This is a genomic window from Micromonospora sp. NPDC048898 (genome assembly GCF_043198035.1).
Classification (GTDB): domain Bacteria; phylum Actinomycetota; class Actinomycetes; order Mycobacteriales; family Micromonosporaceae; genus Micromonospora.
On record NZ_JBICUF010000003.1, the window covers coordinates 271,503 to 286,488 of the forward strand.

Annotated in this window: 19 protein-coding genes; 8 read left to right on the plus strand and 11 right to left on the minus strand. The window is 71.6% G+C overall.

All coding sequences use genetic code 11. The features are described 5' to 3' along the window. Position 1: 1 nt before the first annotated feature. Positions 2–175, minus strand: coding sequence for a hypothetical protein (locus tag ACGFIQ_RS11510; RefSeq protein WP_357066716.1), 174 nt, complete (start codon positions 173–175; stop codon positions 2–4). A 23-nt stretch (positions 176–198) separates the two neighbouring features. Continuing rightward, positions 199–636 (minus strand): MerR family transcriptional regulator, encoded by a 438-nt coding sequence (locus ACGFIQ_RS11515; protein WP_393242704.1) that lies wholly within the window; start codon positions 634–636, stop codon positions 199–201. A gap of 91 nt (positions 637–727) precedes the next feature. On the opposite strand from ACGFIQ_RS11515, the gene ACGFIQ_RS11520 reads away from it, so the two are divergent. Together ACGFIQ_RS11520 and ACGFIQ_RS11525 are read left to right on the plus strand one after the other, a co-directional pair. Then, on the plus strand, positions 728–1,777 hold the full coding sequence (locus ACGFIQ_RS11520; RefSeq protein WP_393243195.1) for an aldo/keto reductase: 1,050 nt from the start codon (positions 728–730) through the stop codon (positions 1,775–1,777). 98 nt (positions 1,778–1,875) lie between these two features. Next, the gene (locus ACGFIQ_RS11525) at positions 1,876–2,841 is read left to right on the plus strand and encodes an alpha/beta hydrolase family protein (protein ID WP_393242706.1); all 966 of its coding nucleotides are present in this window, start codon (positions 1,876–1,878) and stop codon (positions 2,839–2,841) included. Positions 2,842–2,861: 20 nt separating this feature from the next. Here the strand turns inward: ACGFIQ_RS11525 and ACGFIQ_RS11530 are convergent, their stop codons facing one another. The 3 genes from ACGFIQ_RS11530 to ACGFIQ_RS11540 form a co-directional block, all read right to left on the minus strand. After that, positions 2,862–3,824 (minus strand): zinc-binding dehydrogenase, encoded by a 963-nt coding sequence (locus tag ACGFIQ_RS11530; protein WP_393242708.1) that lies wholly within the window; start codon positions 3,822–3,824, stop codon positions 2,862–2,864. 98 nt (positions 3,825–3,922) lie between these two features. Further along, positions 3,923–5,101, minus strand: a complete 1,179-nt coding sequence (locus tag ACGFIQ_RS11535) for an NADP-dependent malic enzyme (RefSeq protein ID WP_393242710.1) — start codon at positions 5,099–5,101, stop codon at positions 3,923–3,925. Between the two features lie 142 nt (positions 5,102–5,243). Then, positions 5,244–5,594, minus strand: a complete 351-nt coding sequence (locus ACGFIQ_RS11540; protein ID WP_393242712.1) for a S24 family peptidase — start codon at positions 5,592–5,594, stop codon at positions 5,244–5,246. Positions 5,595–5,678: 84 nt separating this feature from the next. On the opposite strand from ACGFIQ_RS11540, the gene sodN reads away from it, so the two are divergent. The 3 genes from sodN to ACGFIQ_RS11555 are packed head-to-tail and all read left to right on the plus strand — an operon-like array spanning position 5,679 to position 7,086. Beyond that, positions 5,679–6,083, plus strand: a complete 405-nt coding sequence (gene sodN, locus ACGFIQ_RS11545) for a superoxide dismutase, Ni (protein ID WP_393242714.1) — start codon at positions 5,679–5,681, stop codon at positions 6,081–6,083. Then, positions 6,080–6,682, plus strand: a complete 603-nt coding sequence (locus ACGFIQ_RS11550) for a GNAT family N-acetyltransferase (RefSeq protein ID WP_393242716.1) — start codon at positions 6,080–6,082, stop codon at positions 6,680–6,682. The genes sodN and ACGFIQ_RS11550 overlap by 4 nt, the downstream gene beginning before the upstream one ends. Continuing rightward, entirely contained in the window at positions 6,679–7,086 is a 408-nt protein-coding gene (locus ACGFIQ_RS11555) for an ATP-binding protein (protein WP_355031264.1), read from the plus strand. The genes ACGFIQ_RS11550 and ACGFIQ_RS11555 overlap by 4 nt, the downstream gene beginning before the upstream one ends. A 24-nt stretch (positions 7,087–7,110) precedes the next feature. Here ACGFIQ_RS11555 and ACGFIQ_RS11560 read toward each other — a convergent pair whose 3' ends face one another. Next, the gene (locus ACGFIQ_RS11560) at positions 7,111–7,545 is read right to left on the minus strand and encodes a hypothetical protein (protein WP_357554788.1); all 435 of its coding nucleotides are present in this window, start codon (positions 7,543–7,545) and stop codon (positions 7,111–7,113) included. Here ACGFIQ_RS11560 and ACGFIQ_RS11565 point away from each other — a divergent pair. Further along, the gene (locus ACGFIQ_RS11565) at positions 7,544–8,494 is read left to right on the plus strand and encodes a diacylglycerol/lipid kinase family protein (protein ID WP_393242719.1); all 951 of its coding nucleotides are present in this window, start codon (positions 7,544–7,546) and stop codon (positions 8,492–8,494) included. The two genes, ACGFIQ_RS11560 and ACGFIQ_RS11565, sit on opposite strands and share 2 nt — an antisense overlap. A 449-nt stretch (positions 8,495–8,943) precedes the next feature. Beyond that, complete coding sequence (locus tag ACGFIQ_RS11570) at positions 8,944–9,201, plus strand: WhiB family transcriptional regulator (RefSeq protein ID WP_088950012.1); 258 nt, start codon at positions 8,944–8,946, stop codon at positions 9,199–9,201. A 69-nt stretch (positions 9,202–9,270) separates the two neighbouring features. Here the strand turns inward: ACGFIQ_RS11570 and ACGFIQ_RS11575 are convergent, their stop codons facing one another. The 5 genes from ACGFIQ_RS11575 to ACGFIQ_RS11595 all read right to left on the minus strand — a co-directional run bounded on the left by ACGFIQ_RS11575 (position 9,271) and on the right by ACGFIQ_RS11595 (position 13,898). After that, on the minus strand, positions 9,271–10,083 hold the full coding sequence (locus tag ACGFIQ_RS11575) for a sirohydrochlorin chelatase (RefSeq protein WP_393242721.1): 813 nt from the start codon (positions 10,081–10,083) through the stop codon (positions 9,271–9,273). Then, positions 10,065–10,826, minus strand: coding sequence for a phosphoadenylyl-sulfate reductase (locus tag ACGFIQ_RS11580; RefSeq protein ID WP_393242723.1), 762 nt, complete (start codon positions 10,824–10,826; stop codon positions 10,065–10,067). Before ACGFIQ_RS11580 ends, ACGFIQ_RS11575 begins: the two co-directional genes overlap by 19 nt. Then, on the minus strand, positions 10,823–10,984 hold the full coding sequence (locus tag ACGFIQ_RS11585) for a hypothetical protein (protein ID WP_393242725.1): 162 nt from the start codon (positions 10,982–10,984) through the stop codon (positions 10,823–10,825). Before ACGFIQ_RS11585 ends, ACGFIQ_RS11580 begins: the two co-directional genes overlap by 4 nt. Continuing rightward, the gene (locus tag ACGFIQ_RS11590; protein WP_393242727.1) at positions 10,981–12,693 is read right to left on the minus strand and encodes a nitrite/sulfite reductase; all 1,713 of its coding nucleotides are present in this window, start codon (positions 12,691–12,693) and stop codon (positions 10,981–10,983) included. The genes ACGFIQ_RS11585 and ACGFIQ_RS11590 overlap by 4 nt, the downstream gene beginning before the upstream one ends. A gap of 293 nt (positions 12,694–12,986) precedes the next feature. Further along, positions 12,987–13,898, minus strand: coding sequence for an ArsR family transcriptional regulator (locus ACGFIQ_RS11595; protein WP_393242729.1), 912 nt, complete (start codon positions 13,896–13,898; stop codon positions 12,987–12,989). A gap of 62 nt (positions 13,899–13,960) precedes the next feature. Between ACGFIQ_RS11595 and ACGFIQ_RS11600 the strand changes: the two genes are divergently transcribed. Beyond that, positions 13,961–14,986 carry an aldo/keto reductase family protein gene (locus ACGFIQ_RS11600; protein ID WP_393242731.1) on the plus strand — a complete coding sequence of 342 codons (1,026 nt, stop codon included), beginning with the start codon at positions 13,961–13,963 and terminating at the stop codon, positions 14,984–14,986.

The window sequence follows — 14,986 nt, forward strand, 5'->3', positions numbered from 1 at the left end:
ATCAGCCGGTCGCCAGCCAGGCGACGAGTGCCACCAGCACCACGACGACCACTGCCGCACCGATGATGAGCGGCAGGCGGGACGGGGTCTCCGTCGGCGCCGCGGTCTCCGGCGTCTGGTTGAAGGCGCGGAACGCCTCGGTGTTGCCGCTGGGATCCGTGTAGTTCTCAGGCATGTCGGTGACCCTAGCGAAGCTGGTCACCCGGCATCGCCCCCGGCCCACTGACGCGGACGACCTGGCTCGACCGAGGGCCGGGCCTCGTCGAGCAGGTCCTCGTACACCCCGACCTTGAAGGTGATCAGATCCAGGCTCTGGGTGAGCCTGTCGATCTGGTCCGTGACGCGCCCGTGGTGCTCACGCATGAGCGCGAGTCGCTCCTCCTCGTTGCCCGCGCCTTCCCGGACGAGTTCGGTGTAGCGGCGCAGCGCCGGCAGTGGCATACCGGAGGCGCGGAGGATGACGCAGACGGTCAGCCAGTCCACGTCGTCCTGGCTGTAGAGACGACGTCCGGTGGACCCGCGGCGTACCGGGCTGACGAAAACGCCCTCCTGCTCGTAGAAGCGCAGCGTGTGCACGCTCAGACCGGTGCGTTCGGAGACCTGTCCGATGCTCAGAGTCTCGGTGACCTCAACCATGCCGAGCAGGGTAACGAGGGTTGACCTAGAGCCGACTCCAGCTCCTACGGTGCCAGGTGATCACTACTGGAGCATCGAGGAGAACATCGACATGCGTTATCGCACCCTCGGCGGCACCGGCATCGAGGTGAGCACCCACTGCCTCGGGACCATGATGTTCGGTGCCGTCGGAAACCCCGACCACGACGACTGCGCCCGGATCATCCACACCGCGCTCGACCAGGGCATCAACATGGTGGACACCGCCGACATGTACGGCCAGGGGGAGTCCGAGGAGATCGTCGGCAAGGCGCTGCGGGGGCGCCGCGACGACGTCGTACTGGCCACCAAGGTGCACTTTCCGATGGGCGAGGGCCCCAACCAGGGCGGCAACTCGCGGCGGTGGATCCTGAAGGCGGTCGAGGGCAGCCTGCGGCGTCTGAACACCGACTGGATCGACCTCTACCAGATCCACCGCCCCGACCCCGCTACCGACATCGAGGAGACACTCTCGGTGCTCACCGACCTTGTCCGCGACGGAAAGATCCGCGCCTTCGGCTGCTCGACGTTCCCGGCCGAGGAGATCGTCGAGGCGCACCAGGTGTCCGAGCGTCGCGGCCTCGGACGGCTGCGCACCGAGCAGCCGCCGTACTCGATCCTGGCCCGCGGGGTGGAGGCCGCGACCCTCCCGGTCTGCCAGCGCTACGGGATGGGAGTGCTGGTCTGGAGCCCGCTCGCCTTCGGGTTCCTCAGCGGGAGGTACCGCAGGGACCAGCCCGTCGACCTGACGACCGGGCGGGCCGCCCTGCGTCCGGCACAGTTCGACCCCACCATCGCCGAGAACGCCGCGAAGCTCGACGCCGTCGAGCAGCTCGTCGACCTCGCGGCCAGTCTCGGCTGCACGCTTCCGCAGCTCGCCATCGCCTTCACCGTGGCCCACCCGGCCGTCACCTCGGCGATCATCGGACCGCGCACCCTGCCGCAACTGGAGGATCTGCTCACGGGCGCCACACTCACCCTGGACGACGCGACCCTCGACCGGATCGACGAGATCGTGCCGCCCGGGACGAACCGGTACAACCCCAACGCCGCCTTCCCACTCCGCGCACTGACCGACACCGCACGGCGGCGGCGCCCACTCGCCGAACGCGCCGCAGCCTGAGTACGCCCGGTGCCGGCCGTGCGACGTCGGGTGATCGAATGGACACACCGCGCCAGAACGCACCGGGCAGGTCCGGTGGGCGAGGCACAATCGGATTCATGTCCCGTCGCGTCACCCCGGCACTGCTGGCCGGCGCCGTACTGCTGGCCGGTCTGGTCGGCTGTTCCACCGACGCCCGGAAGACCGAGGACCGGCAGCCACCCGTCGAACGCCCGCCCGTCGCCACACCGACTCCGAAGGTTCCCGCCGGCAAGGCCCCGCAACGCAGCTTCGCGGTCGGCGTACGCCAACTGAAGCTGAACCGGGACGGCCGGGCGCTGCCGACGACGCTCTGGTACCCGGCGGCCGGGGAGTCCGGCGGCGCGGCCAGACGGTCCGCGACGGCAGCCGAGGGCCGGTTTCCGGTGGTGATGTTCAGCCACGGGCTGGGCGGGCGGCCGGACGACTACGCCACGCTGCTGACCCGGTGGGCGGCGGCGGGTTTCGTGGTGGCCGCGCCGACGTTCCCGCACACCTCCGCCGGTGGCGACAACAACGTCCTCGACGTGCTCAACCAGCCGGCCGACGTGTCGTACGCGCTGGATCAGGTGTTGGCGCTGGACGGCACGGCCGGCGACTCGTTGCGCGGCCGGTTGGACGGCGAGCGGGTGGCCGCGGCCGGGCACTCGGCGGGCGGGGTGACCACCATCGGCCTCTTCACCGCCAGCCGGGACAAGCGGCTGGACGCGGGAGTGGTGTTCGCCGGCACGGCCCTCGGCGTGGGCACCGCGTTCGCCGGCGCGTCCGCGCCACAGCTGTTCGTGCACGGCGAGCTGGACGAGGTGGTCGACTACGCGGCGGGCAAGGCGGCGTACGACAAGGTGCCCTGGCCCAAGGCGATGCTGAGCCTGCCCAGGGGCGACCACGGGCGGACGATGCTCAGGGACAAGGCCGCACTGCGAGTCGTCTCGGACACGTCTGTCGAGTTCCTGCGCTGGTCGCTCTACGGCGACCCGGCGGCCAAGAAGCGCATCGCCACCGACGCCACCCGCGGTGCCATCGCCACCCTCGACGACCACCTGTAACGCCCCCGCCCCCGGGGGCGTCAGGCGGTGTGGTCGATGACGACCTTGCCGAAGGCATCGCCGGAGTGCAGGCGGGCGAAGGCATTTTCGACCTGGCTGAACGGAACGACGCTGTCCACCACCGGGCGCACCTCGTTGTCCGAGCAGAACGCCAGCAGCTCGTACAACTCGCCCGGCGTACCCATCGAGGTGCCCAGGATCTCCAACTGCATCGCGAAGACCCGACGCAGGTTGACCGACGGCTCGTGCCCGGCGGTCGCGCCGGAGACCACGATCCGGGCCATCGGCGCCGCCGACTTCAGCGAGTGGTCGAAGGTGGCCGCGCCGACCGTCTCGATCACCACGTCGACCCGTTCCGGCAGCCGGGCACCGGGTTCCACGGCGGTGGCGCCGAGGGCCGAGATCCGGTCCCGCTTGACCGCGTCGCGGCTTGTCGCGTACACCCGCTTGCCCATCGCGACGGCGAGCGCGACGGCCGCGGTGGCGACGCCACCGCCCGCGCCCTGGACCAGCACGCTGTCGGCGTCCGCGACGCGGCCCTTGGTGGTCAGCATCCGCCACGCCGTCAGCCAGGCCGTGGGCAGGCACGCCGCGTCGGTCGCCGCCATGCCGTCGGGCAGCGGGATCAGATTCGACCGGGGTACGGCCACCCGCTCGGCGAGCGTCCCGGCGAAGTGCTCGGAGAGGATGGAGACCCCGCGCGGGTCACCCGGAGTGACCACCACCGGGTACACGACCACCGGGCGGCCCTCCGGGTCCAGCCCGACCGCGTCGCAGCCGAGGATCATGGGCAGCTGGGCCTCGGCGAGCCCCACCCCGCGCAGCGACCAGAGGTCGTGGTGGTTGAGCGAGGTGGCTCGCACCTGCACGGTCACCCAGTCGTCAGCCGGATGGGTCGGCTCGGGCCGCTCGCCGACGGTGAGCGCGGCGAGCGGGTCGGCGTCGTCGAAGCGGGAGGCAAAGGCAGCACGCATGATCGGCACGGTAACAAGCTGAGGGCTCGTTAAGAAGCCGTGCGCGTAGGCCGGCGGCGCATGCTGCGCCGGAGCGCCCCCGGCCCACGCGTGCGCGCAGGCCGCGGCTACCGGCGGGCGACGCCGTCGCGGCGGGCGGCTTCGGCGACCGCCTCGGCGACGGCCGGCGCGACGCGCGGGTCCAGCGGCGAGGGGACGATCGCGTCGGCGGTCAGCGACTCGGCCACCACACCGGCGATGGCGTCCGCGGCGGCGACCTTCATCGCCTCGGTGATCCGGGTCGCGCCGGCGTTCAGCGCACCGCGGAACACGCCCGGGAAGGCCAACACGTTGTTGATCTGGTTGGGGTAGTCGCTGCGCCCGGTGGCGACCACCGCGACGTGCCGGGCGGCCACCTCCGGGTGCACCTCCGGGGTCGGGTTGGCCAGCGCGAACACGATGCCGCCGGGTGCCATCCCCGCCACCGCCGCCTCGGGGATCTGCCCGCCGGAGACCCCGATCAGCACGTCCGCGTCGCGCAGCGCCTCGGTGATGTCGCCGTGGCGGCCGTCCGCGTTGGTGCCCGCCGCCAACTCGGCCTTGGTGCCGGTCAACTCGGTGCGGTGCCGGCCGATGATCCCCTTGGAGTCGCAGACCACCACCTGGTCGGGGTTGACGCCCCCGGCGATCAGCATCTTCGTCACGGCCACCCCGGCCGCGCCCGCGCCGCTCACCGCCACCCGCAGGTCACCGAGCTTGCGGTCGAGCAGGGTGGCGGCGTTGCGCAGCGCGGCGAGCACCACGATCGCGGTGCCGTGCTGGTCGTCGTGGAAGACCGGGATGTCCAGCGCCTCGTCGAGCCGGCGCTCGATCTCGAAGCAGCGCGGCGCGCTGATGTCCTCCAGGTTGATCCCACCGAACGAGGGGGCCAGCGCCCGGACCACGGCGACGATCTCGTCCGCGTCCTGGGTGTCCAGACAGACCGGCACGGCGTCCACCCCGCCGAACTGCTTGAACAGCACCGCCTTGCCCTCCATCACCGGCAGCGCGGCGCGCGGGCCGATGTTGCCGAGCCCGAGGACCGCCGAGCCGTCGGTGACCACCGCGACGGTGTGTGACACCCAGGTGTAGTCGTCCACCAGGGCGGGATCGGCGGCGATCGCCTCGCACACCCGCGCCACCCCCGGGGTGTACGCCAGGGAGAGATCCTCCCGGCTGGTGAGCGGCACGGTCGAGGTGACGGCCATCTTGCCGCCCCGGTGCAGCAGGAAGACGGGATCAGCGGGGTCCATGGTGGACGAAGACATGGTGGTGACTCCAGGATCTGTCGAGCAGACGGAGCGGGCCGGCCCGGCCGCGAGGTGGGCGGCGAGCGGTGGCGCGCGGTGCAGGGGGTCACCCGGTCACTTCCGAGCATAGTGTCGGCCCTACCTTCGGGTGTGAGCAGGGTCATATCCAACGACGGCGCACCCGGCCGGGGCGTGGCCAGTAGCGGACCAGCACCCGCCCCCGCACGTCGGCCACCCCGTACGCCCGGGAGTCGTCGGTGACCAGGTCGTTGTCCCCGCGCAGCCACCAGCCGCCGTCCTGTTTCCGGACCGCCCGCTTGACCACCAGCAGGTCGGGACGGCTCCGGAAGACCGCGACCACCACGTCCCCGGGTCGGATCCGCCGGTCACCGGGGCGGACCAGGACCGAGTCGCCGTGCCGCAGGGTGGGTGCCATGGACGGGCCAACCACCAGAACGGCGGTCAACGGCCCCCGCAGCCGAGCCGCCTCCGCCGGGTGATCGGCACCCATTGGTTTCACCTCCACCCGGTGAGGGGAGCATCCCCAGGAGTAATGTCGCCTTTGATCATCGCAAACTTCCCATGGAGGATCCCGATGCGATTTCTGCGCATCCTTGCGCCCCGCGTCACCGCGAGCGCTCACTGCGACCTACCGTGCGGCGTCTACGACCCGGCCCAGGCCCGGATCGAGGCCGAATCGGTCAAAATGATCTGCGAGAAGTACCAGGCGAACACCGACCCGGAGTTCCGCACCCGCGCCGTCATCATCAAGGAGCAGCGCGCCGAGCTGGTCAAGCACCACCTGTGGGTGCTGTGGACCGACTACTTCAAGCCGCCGCACTTCGAGAAGTACCCGAACCTGCACAGCCTGTTCAACGAGGCCACCAAGCTCGCCGGCGCCAGTGGCGTCAAGGGCAGCCTCGACCCGGCCACCGCCGACAAACTGCTCGCGAAGATCGACGAGATCGCGAAGATCTTCTGGGAGACCAAGAAGGCGTGACCCCACCGGTCACTCCGACGATCCGGCCGGCACGTCCCGAGGACGTGCCGGCCGTCGTCGCCATGGTTCACGAACTGGCGGAGTACGAGCGGGCCCCCGACCAGTGCCACCTCACCGCCGAGCAGTTGACCTCGGCCCTGTTCCCGGCTGCTCCAGACGGCGGTGCGGCCCCGGACGCGTCCAGCCCCGCGCCTGCTCCGGCGCTCTTCGGTCACGTCGCGGTCGATCAGCAGGACGAGCCGATCGGCTTCGCGCTGTGGTTCCTCAACTTCTCCACCTGGGCCGGCGTGCACGGCATCTACCTGGAGGACCTCTACGTGCGGCCGGCCGCACGGGGCACCGGGGCGGGTCGGCTGCTGCTCGCCACCCTGGCCGAGATCTGCGTACGACGCGGCTACCGGCGACTGGAGTGGTGGATGATCCACTGGAACCCGGCCGCCGGTTTCTACGCCTCGATCGGCGCGCAGCCGATGAGCGAGTGGGTCCCCTATCGGCTCGGTGGCGACGCGCTCCGCGACCTGGCCGATCATGCCGCCACCGCTGACACGCGTACCGGCGACCGACCGGGTAGAGTCCCCGACCGGGGGGATGAGGCGTGACTCAACTGACTGGCCAGCCAGCGACCGACGACGACGTGGTGCACCTCACGGTGCCCGCCGACGGCGGTTACCTCGGCGTGCTCCGCACCGCCACCGCCGGTCTCGCGGCCCGGTTGCAGTTCGCGCTCGACGAGATCGAGGACCTGCGGATCGCGGTCGACGAGGCGTGCGCCATGCTGCTCGCCATCGCCACCCGCGACGCCGAGTTGGAGTGCCGCTTCGCGGTCACCGAGGACGCGTTGACAGTCGAGGTGACCGTGCCGACCGTGCGCGGAGCCACGCTGCCCGCCGAGTCGTCCTTCGCCTGGAAGGTGCTCACCGCGTTGACCACGTCGGCGTCCGCCACGGCCGTCGACGGTCGGGCCACGATCGCGTTGCTGACCCGCCGCTCCGGCGGCTACTGACCGGCTCGGCGCACGCCGGCGGGGTCACTCGAAGCCGAGCGCCCGGGTCGTCGGTGGGCTGACCAGCAGCCAGCCCACGCCCAGACCGAGCGCCATCAGCGGCACGCCCAGCCAGCCCAGCCCACCCTGGATCATGAACCACCCGATCGGCAGCAGCATCAGCTGAAGCACGATCGCGGGCGCGCGGGCGCCGGCCTTTCGGCGCGACAGCGCCCGGCCCAGCGCCCAGAGCACGACGGCGGCCCCGATGGCGAACGCGGTCACCAGCAACGCCGACGCCAGATCGGTGGTGGTGGCCGTGAGGTCCGCCCAGACCAGCCATGCCGCGATCAGCCCGACGGCGACCGCCTCCGCCCACAGCAGCCGCACCGCCCAGCGGAGCGTGACGGGAAACGGGGCCGAGTCGATGGTCACGCGCGCCACGATACCCGGGCTACCGAGAGGTACAGTGCCGCCCATGCGCGCCGTCCTGGTGGTCAATCCAAAGGCCACCACCACCAGCGAACGCAGCCGGGACGTGCTTGTCCGGGCGCTGCGCAGCGAAGTCGACCTCAGCGTGCGCTACACCCGCCGGCGTGGGCACGCCATGGCGTTGGCGCGGGAGGCCGCCGCTGAGGGCGTCGACCTGGTTGTCACCCTCGGTGGCGACGGCACCGTGAACGAGGTGGTGAACGGCCTGATGACGGCCGACCCGCCGCCCCGCGCCGACGACGCGCCAATGGCCGAGCGGCTGCCCGCGCTGGCGACCGTGCCGGGTGGCTCGACGAACGTGTTCGCCCGCGCGCTGGGCCTGCCCCGGGAGTGGCCGGAGGCGACCAGCATGATCCTCGAAGGGTTGCGGCTGGGTCGGAGCCGAACGGTCGGGCTGGGCCGCGCGGACGACCGCTACTTCACCTTCTGCGCCGGGTTCGGTCTGGACGCCGCGGTCATCCACCGGGTGGAGCAGGCCCGGCGGAAGGGTCGGGTGTCCACGCCGACGCTCTATCTGCGTTCGATCATGAACCAGTACTTCCTCGCCTCGGACCGGCGGCACCCGGCGATCAGCCTGGAGCGTCCGGGCGAGGCGGCCGAGGCCGAGCTGGCCACCGTCATCATCCAGAACACGGCGCCCTGGACGTACCTGGGCGACCGGGAGGTCAACCCGAACCCCGCCGCGTCGTTCGATCTCGGGCTGGATGTGCTGGCGTTACGTCAGCTCCGGGTGGCTAGCACAACACGGACAGTGACGCAGTTCTTCTCCCGGCAGCCGGATCCGCGCGGTCGACAGGTGTTACGACTCCATGACACGCCGGAGTTCACCCTGCTCTCCAGCCGTCCGCAGGCGTTTCAGCTGGACGGGGACTATCTCGGCGAGCGGGAGAAAGTCAGATTCACCTCCGTTCCCGCCGCACTGAGAGTAATCTGCTAGGTCTCGGGTACTGCCCTAGGTCGACACGGTGGCCGCAACCGCATCGACGGGTCACCGCCACACCGAGGGGCAGGTGCCGGAAATGTCAGCAATGTCACGCGGACTGTACTATATTGATCCTCGACTGTGGCACGGCGGGTAATCGGGAAGGCCCCGAAAACCGGACAAAGGGGCTGTGGGCTTGCTCACCGCCCGGAGTTTTTCCGAGCGTCACCCTTGACATCACGAGCGTTCGTGAAAGTATTCACAAGCGGACTTGAGTTACCGGGACATTGCCTGGATATGCTCGTCAGGTTGAGCTGTTCCAGCAGGTCCCCGGCGCTGAACGCCTGCTCACGCACTGCCGAATGGACGGACGCTAACTGTCACCATCGGCACTGCGGATGCATATAGGAAAAGCACGACAAGCAATTGTTCGCCACCCATCCAGAATGAGGAGTGTTGCCGCCATGGACTGGCGTCACCATAGTGTCTGCCGCGACGAGGACCCGGAGCTGTTCTTCCCGATCGGGACGTCTGGACCGGCTCTGCTGCAGGTCGAGCAGGCAAAGGCCGTCTGCAGGCGCTGCTCCGTGACCGACCAGTGCCTGCAGTGGGCGCTCGAGTCAGGTCAGGACGCCGGCGTCTGGGGCGGGATGAGCGAAGAGGAACGGCGGGCCGTCAAGCGGCGCGGCGGCCTCCGCGTGCTGCGCGCTCACTCCGCCTGATCCCCAACGACACCGCTGTACGCCCCGGTGGGTTCGCCCACCGGGGCGTACCGCTGTCCGGTACCGGTTTCAGCCCGCCGGCGCCACGACGCGGCCGGACGACCCGTCGTCGACCCGGCGCAGCACCACCTCGACCATCTCCGGTGCGTCGGTCAACGGGGCGGACACCGCCACCGCACCGGCCGCCCGAGCCGCCTCGGTCACCGCGTCGTGGAACAGACCCGGTGCCAGGAAGTACGCGGACACCGCGACCCGCCGTGCGCCGGCCGCCCGCAGCCGGGACACCGCCACGCCGGCCGCCGGTGGAGCCGCCGAGGCGTACGCCACCCGGCAGGGCACCCCGAACTCCGCGCCGAGCGCGTCCGCGACCTGGCCCACCGAACGGCGGGCCCGCGCGTCCCTGGTGCCCGCCGCCGCCAACACCAGCGCGTCGAAGCGGCCCGGCCGTGCCTCCGCGAGCCGACGGCGCAGCCCCGCCATCAGCCCTGGGTCGACAGTCCCGTCCGCCGGGCCGAGCACGTCGGTCACGCGTACCGCCAGCGGTGACTCGGCCCGCACCGCCGCGGTGACCGCCGCCGGAATGTCGACCCGATGGTGGTACGCGGCGGTCAGCAGGAGCGGCACCAGGACCGCCCGCGGGTGACCGGTTGCCGCCAGCCCCCGCAGCACCTCGGTCGGCCCCGGCTCGGTGTGGTCCAGCCAGCTCGCCCACACCGGGGTGCCCGGCCGGGCCGCCGACACGGCCCGGGCCAGTGCCCGGGTGGCGTCGGCCGCTCGCGGATCCCGGCTGCCGTGTGCGACGAGCACCACCGGCTCCGCCCCGCCGGCCGACCCTGGGCCGGTCGGGGCCGTTGCCGGCGAGGTCAGACGTGCAGCCCGCACTCGGTCTTCTCGAACATGGCCCACCGGCCGGCGCGCGCATCCTCGCCGGCCTTGGTCCGCCGGGTGCACGGCCAGCAGCCGATCGACCCGTACCCCTGCTTGAACAGCTCGTTCACCGGCACGTTGAAGCGGGCGATGTAGGCGTCGACGTCCTTCTGCGACCACGCCGCGATCGGGTTGACCTTCACCCTGCCGCGCCGCGCGTCGAAGGTCACCACCGGCGTGTTGGCCCGGGTCGGCGACTCGTCCCGGCGCAGGCCCGCGGCCCAGGCGTCGTACCCGGTCAGCGCCCGCTCCAGTGGCTCCACCTTGCGCAGCTGGCAGCAGTCGTCCGGCGACTTGTTGAACAGCCGGGGGCCGTACTGGCCGTCCTGCTGACCGACGGTGAGCCGGGGACGGATCGACCGGACGTTCACCGGAAGCGTCCGGGCCACCTCGTCGCGGACCCGAAGCGTCTCGGGGAAGTGCAGGCCGGTGTCGAGGAAGACCACGTCCACCCCCGGGGCCACCCGGGACACCAGGTGGGCCAGCACGGCGTCGGCCATCGAGCTGGTGACGCAGAACCGGTCGCCGAAGGTCTGCGCCGCCCAGCGGGCGATCTCCAGTGCCGGGGCGCCCTCCAGGTCGCGAGCCGCCTGCTCGGCCAGCACCCGCAGCTCGTCCGGGTCGCGTCGGGCGGCGTCGGCCTTCGTCGTCGCACCCGGCCCGACCAGGCGCAGGCTCGCTGCGGAGACGAGACTCATCGGGTCACCGCCCGCGAGAGCAGCCCGGTGAACTTCACCGAGAAGACCCGGGTGCAGGCGTGGCACTCCCAGGCGCCGTGGCCCGCCTCGTTCGGCCGCAGGTCTTCCTCGCCGCAGTAGGGGCAGTACAGAGGTGCCGCTCGGTTCTCGCTGCTCACCGCAGTGCCTCCTCGTCGACTCTGATCACCCAGTTGGCGAAGGTCTCGCCCTCGCTCCGGCCGGCCAGGAAGCGGGTGGCCAGCCGTTCCACGTACTCCGGAAGCTCCTCGGCGGTGGTCTTCAGCCCGCGCAGCTTGCGACCGAAGCCGGCCGTCTGCCCCTGGGCCATGCCCAGCCCGCCGCCGAGATGCACCTGGAAGCCCTCCACCTGCCGGCCATCGGGACCGACCACCAGCTGCCCCTTGAGCCCGATGTCGGCCACCTGGGTGCGGGCGCAGGCGTTGGGGCAGCCGTTGATGTGGATCGAGATGTCCGCGTCGAAGTCACGCAGCCGCTGCTCCAGCCGGGCCACCAACTCCTCGCCGCGGGCCTTCGTCTCGACGATTGCCAACTTGCAGTACTCGATGCCGGTGCACGCCATCGTGCCGCGTCGCCACGCTGACGGCCGGGCCTCCAGGCCAATGCCGCGCAGCGCGTCGACAAGCGACTCCGTCCGCTCCGACGGCACGTCGAGCACCAGCAGCTTCTGGTACGGGGTGAGCCGCACCCGGTCGCTGCCGTGCGCCTCGACCACGTCGGCCAGCTGGGCGAGCTGACCGCCGGAGACCCGTCCCACCACCGGCGCGGCGCCGACGTAGTTTCGCCCGTCCGACTGCTCGTGCACGCCCACGTGGTCGACCGGCTTCGACGGCAGGACCGGCGCCGGCCCGTCGAGCAGCGTACGACCGAGGTAGTCCTTCTCCAGGACCTCGCGGAAGCGCTCCACACCCCAGTCGGCCACCAGGAACTTCAGCCGGGCCCGGTTGCGCAGCCGGCGGTAGCCGTAGTCGCGGAAGATGCCGACCACCCCGGCCCACACGTCCGGCACCTCGGCCAGCGGCACCCAGACGCCGAGCCGCTTGGCGAGCATCGGGTTGGTGGACAGACCCCCGCCGACCCAGACGTCGAAGCCCGGCCCGTGCTCCGGGTGGTCGACACCGAGGAAGGCGATGTCGTTGGACTCGTACGGGGTGTCCACCAGCCAGGAGATGGACGTCTTGAACTTGCGGGGCAGGTTGGAGAACTGCTTGTCACCGACGTACCGGGAGACGATCTCGTCGATCGCCGGGGTCGGGTCGAGCAGCTCGTCGCGGGCCACCCCGGCGACCGGGCTGCCCAGCACGATCCGCGGGCAGTCGCCGCACGCCTCGGTGGTCTGCAGGCCGACCGACTCCAACCGGCGCCAGATCTCCGGCATGTCCTCGACCCGAATCCAGTGGTACTGGATGTTCTGTCGGTCGGTGATGTCGGCGGTGTCCCGCGCGAACTCCCGGGAGATGTCCGCGATCACCCGCAGCTGGGCCAGGCTGAGCTGACCGCCGTCGATGCGGACCCGGAGCATGAAGAACTCGTCCTCCAGCTCGTGCGGCTCCAGCACGGCGGTGCGCCCGCCGTCGATGCCCGCCTTGCGCTGGGTGTAGAGGCCCCACCAGCGGAACCGGCCGCGCAGATCCTGCGGGTCGATCGAGGCGAAGCCGCCGTGCGCGTAGATGTTCTCGATACGTGCCCGGACGTTGAGCGGGTCGTCGTCCTTCTTGATCCGCTCGTTGGGGTTGAGGGGCTCGCGGTGGCCGAGCGCCCACTGACCCTCACCCCGTGGCCGGCGCGGCGCCCGGGCCGGGCGGGTCGTCGGGTCCTCGGAACGGGCAGGAGTGCTGCTGACCGCCATCGCGGCGTCCTCCGTTGTCTGCGGTGCCTCGAAGCAGGCGGGGCGCGACGGCCGGCCCGGCGGAAGCGGGCGGGACAACGGTGTCTGAGACAGCCGGCGCGGAGCGCACCCGAGACAGATTGGTCGGGCGTCGTCAGGAAGCCGGACAGATCGCGCTGCGCACGCGGCCGTAATCGACGTGGCGACGGGCCACGAAGCGGCGGACGACAGCGGCGGTCATGCCGACCATGCTGCCACACGACATGAGCCCCGGCCAATGTCCACGTGCTGGATCCCACATCACGGGCCAGGGGTTAGCCGACGAGCTGGTCACCGAGGACAGTTCGGGCATAGCGCACCACTCGCCCCTGTCGTACGCCGACGACCAGGCCGTTGTCCCGCAGTGTGGTGAGGTGGTGCGACGCGGTCGCCGCCGCGAGGCCCAACATCGCGGCCAGCTCACCCGTGCTCAGCGGCGTGTCGAGCAGGGACAGCGCCGCCGCCCGCGTGCTGCCGAGCAGCGCACCGAGCGCGGCGCTGGGCGGCGGCGAGGCCCACAGCCCACCCAGACCGGCGGGCGGATAGCAGAGGGCCGGGCCGGCGTCCCCCTCCATGATCGCGTGCACCGTCGGCCCGGCGAACGAGGTGGGCAGCAGCGTCCACGGGCGGTCGTCCAGACCGGCCGGTCGGGTGGTGCCGACGGCGACCCGCAGCGCCGCGCCGTCCCAGCGGATCAGCGGGTGCAGCTCGCGGAGCAGGGTGCGCCCGCCCTGCTCGGCGGCGAGGAGCGTCCGCCGCCGGACGTCGGCCAGCGCGAGCGCCCGCAGCCGGGGCCAGTCCGGCGCGATCAGCAGGGCGAAGTATCGGCGTAGCTGCGCCACCAGCTCGTCCGGGGCCAGCCTCGGCGCGCCGGCCCGGTCCAGCTGCCGCCGTACCCGCCTCGGGTCGGTGCTCGCGACCGCCCGCAGCTCGGCCGTCAGGTTCGGGGCCACCCCGATCGGGGTGAGGAAGTCCGGCACGTACCCGTTGGACGACCTGAGCACCGCCAACAGCGGCTCCAGGCCCGCGCCGGGCAGCAGCCGCTCGGCACGCTCCCGCCACGGGCGGTGCATCCAGTACTTCGCGGGCTTTCGCAGTGCCCAGGAGCTGGCCACCAACTCGGCTAGCGGCGAGTGCACGAACCGGACCCGACTCAGGTCGTCAGGCGTGAACCGAACCTCGATCACCGACAGATTCGACCACGTTCGAACGGTTCGGCGACAGCGCGCGACCGGCCGAGGATCCGGGAATGGAATACAGGCAACTCGGCCGGTCGGGCCTGCGCGTGAGCGCGGTCGCGTACGGCAACTGGGTCACCCACGGCAACCAGCTCGACGACGACGCGGCGGCCGCGTGCGTGGCCGCCGCCCTGGACGCGGGCATCACCACCTTCGACACCGCCGACCGGTACGCCCAGGGGCGGGCCGAGGAGGCGCTCGGCAGGGCACTGAGCGGCGTCCGGCGCAGCTCGATCGAGCTGTGCACGAAGGTGTTCCTGCCGGTCGGGCCGGGCGCCAACGACTCCGGGCTGTCCCGCAAGCACATCATCGAGAGCTGCCACGCCTCGCTGGGTCGGTTGGGCACCGACTACGTCGACCTCTACCAGGCGCACCGGTACGACGACAGCGTGCCGCTTCAGGAGACGATGCTCGCCTTCGCCGACCTGGTCCGCCAGGGCAAGGTGCTCTACGTCGGCGCCTCCGAGTGGACCGCCGCGCAACTGCGTGCGGGCCTGCGGCTCGCCGCCGACCTGCACGTCCCGTTCATCGCCAACCAGCCGCAGTACTCGATGCTGTGGCGGGTGGCGGAGGCCGAGGTGGTGCCCGCCAGCGCCGAACTCGGGTTGGGTCAGCTCGCCTGGGCGCCACTCGCGATGGGCGTGCTGACCGGCAAGTACGAGCCCGGCCAGCGTCCGCCCGCCGGCTCCCGGGCCACCGACGGCTTCGGCGGGTCGTTCATCGCCCGCTACTCCTCGGATCTGCTGCTCTCCCGGGTCCGCCAGCTCCGGCCGATCGCCGATGCCGCCGGCTGCACGATGGCCCAGTTGGCGGTGGCCTGGGTGTTGCACCGGCCGACAGTGGCCAGCGCGATCGTCGGCGCGTCCCGACCGGCGCAGCTCGCCGAGACGGCCGCCGCCACCGCGGTCTGGCTGGACGACGAGCTGATGGCGCGCATCGATACCGTGCTCGGCGACCTCGTCGAGCGTGATCCGGCGAAGACGGCCCGGCCGAACGACGTGCCGCCCGCCTGGCGCCCAGCGCCTGCGGCCGGCTGA

Excerpts from the sequence above, each read along its gene's own strand:
- ACGFIQ_RS11560 (WP_357554788.1), bottom strand. The coding sequence starts at position 7,545 with ATGGGCGGCACTGTACCTCTCGGTAGCCCGGGTATCGTGGCGCGCGTG.
- ACGFIQ_RS11600 (WP_393242731.1), top strand. The coding sequence starts at position 13,961 with ATGGAATACAGGCAACTCGGCCGGTCGGGCCTGCGCGTGAGCGCGGTC.
- sodN (WP_393242714.1), top strand. The coding sequence starts at position 5,679 with ATGCGATTTCTGCGCATCCTTGCGCCCCGCGTCACCGCGAGCGCTCAC.
- ACGFIQ_RS11510 (WP_357066716.1), bottom strand. The coding sequence starts at position 175 with ATGCCTGAGAACTACACGGATCCCAGCGGCAACACCGAGGCGTTCCGC.
- ACGFIQ_RS11590 (WP_393242727.1), bottom strand. The coding sequence starts at position 12,693 with ATGGCGGTCAGCAGCACTCCTGCCCGTTCCGAGGACCCGACGACCCGC.
- ACGFIQ_RS11565 (WP_393242719.1), top strand. The coding sequence starts at position 7,544 with ATGCGCGCCGTCCTGGTGGTCAATCCAAAGGCCACCACCACCAGCGAA.
- ACGFIQ_RS11525 (WP_393242706.1), top strand. The coding sequence starts at position 1,876 with ATGTCCCGTCGCGTCACCCCGGCACTGCTGGCCGGCGCCGTACTGCTG.
- ACGFIQ_RS11535 (WP_393242710.1), bottom strand. The coding sequence starts at position 5,101 with ATGTCTTCGTCCACCATGGACCCCGCTGATCCCGTCTTCCTGCTGCAC.
- ACGFIQ_RS11580 (WP_393242723.1), bottom strand. The coding sequence starts at position 10,826 with ATGAGTCTCGTCTCCGCAGCGAGCCTGCGCCTGGTCGGGCCGGGTGCG.
- ACGFIQ_RS11520 (WP_393243195.1), top strand. The coding sequence starts at position 728 with ATGCGTTATCGCACCCTCGGCGGCACCGGCATCGAGGTGAGCACCCAC.
- ACGFIQ_RS11570 (WP_088950012.1), top strand. The coding sequence starts at position 8,944 with ATGGACTGGCGTCACCATAGTGTCTGCCGCGACGAGGACCCGGAGCTG.
- ACGFIQ_RS11540 (WP_393242712.1), bottom strand. The coding sequence starts at position 5,594 with ATGGGTGCCGATCACCCGGCGGAGGCGGCTCGGCTGCGGGGGCCGTTG.
- ACGFIQ_RS11515 (WP_393242704.1), bottom strand. The coding sequence starts at position 636 with ATGGTTGAGGTCACCGAGACTCTGAGCATCGGACAGGTCTCCGAACGC.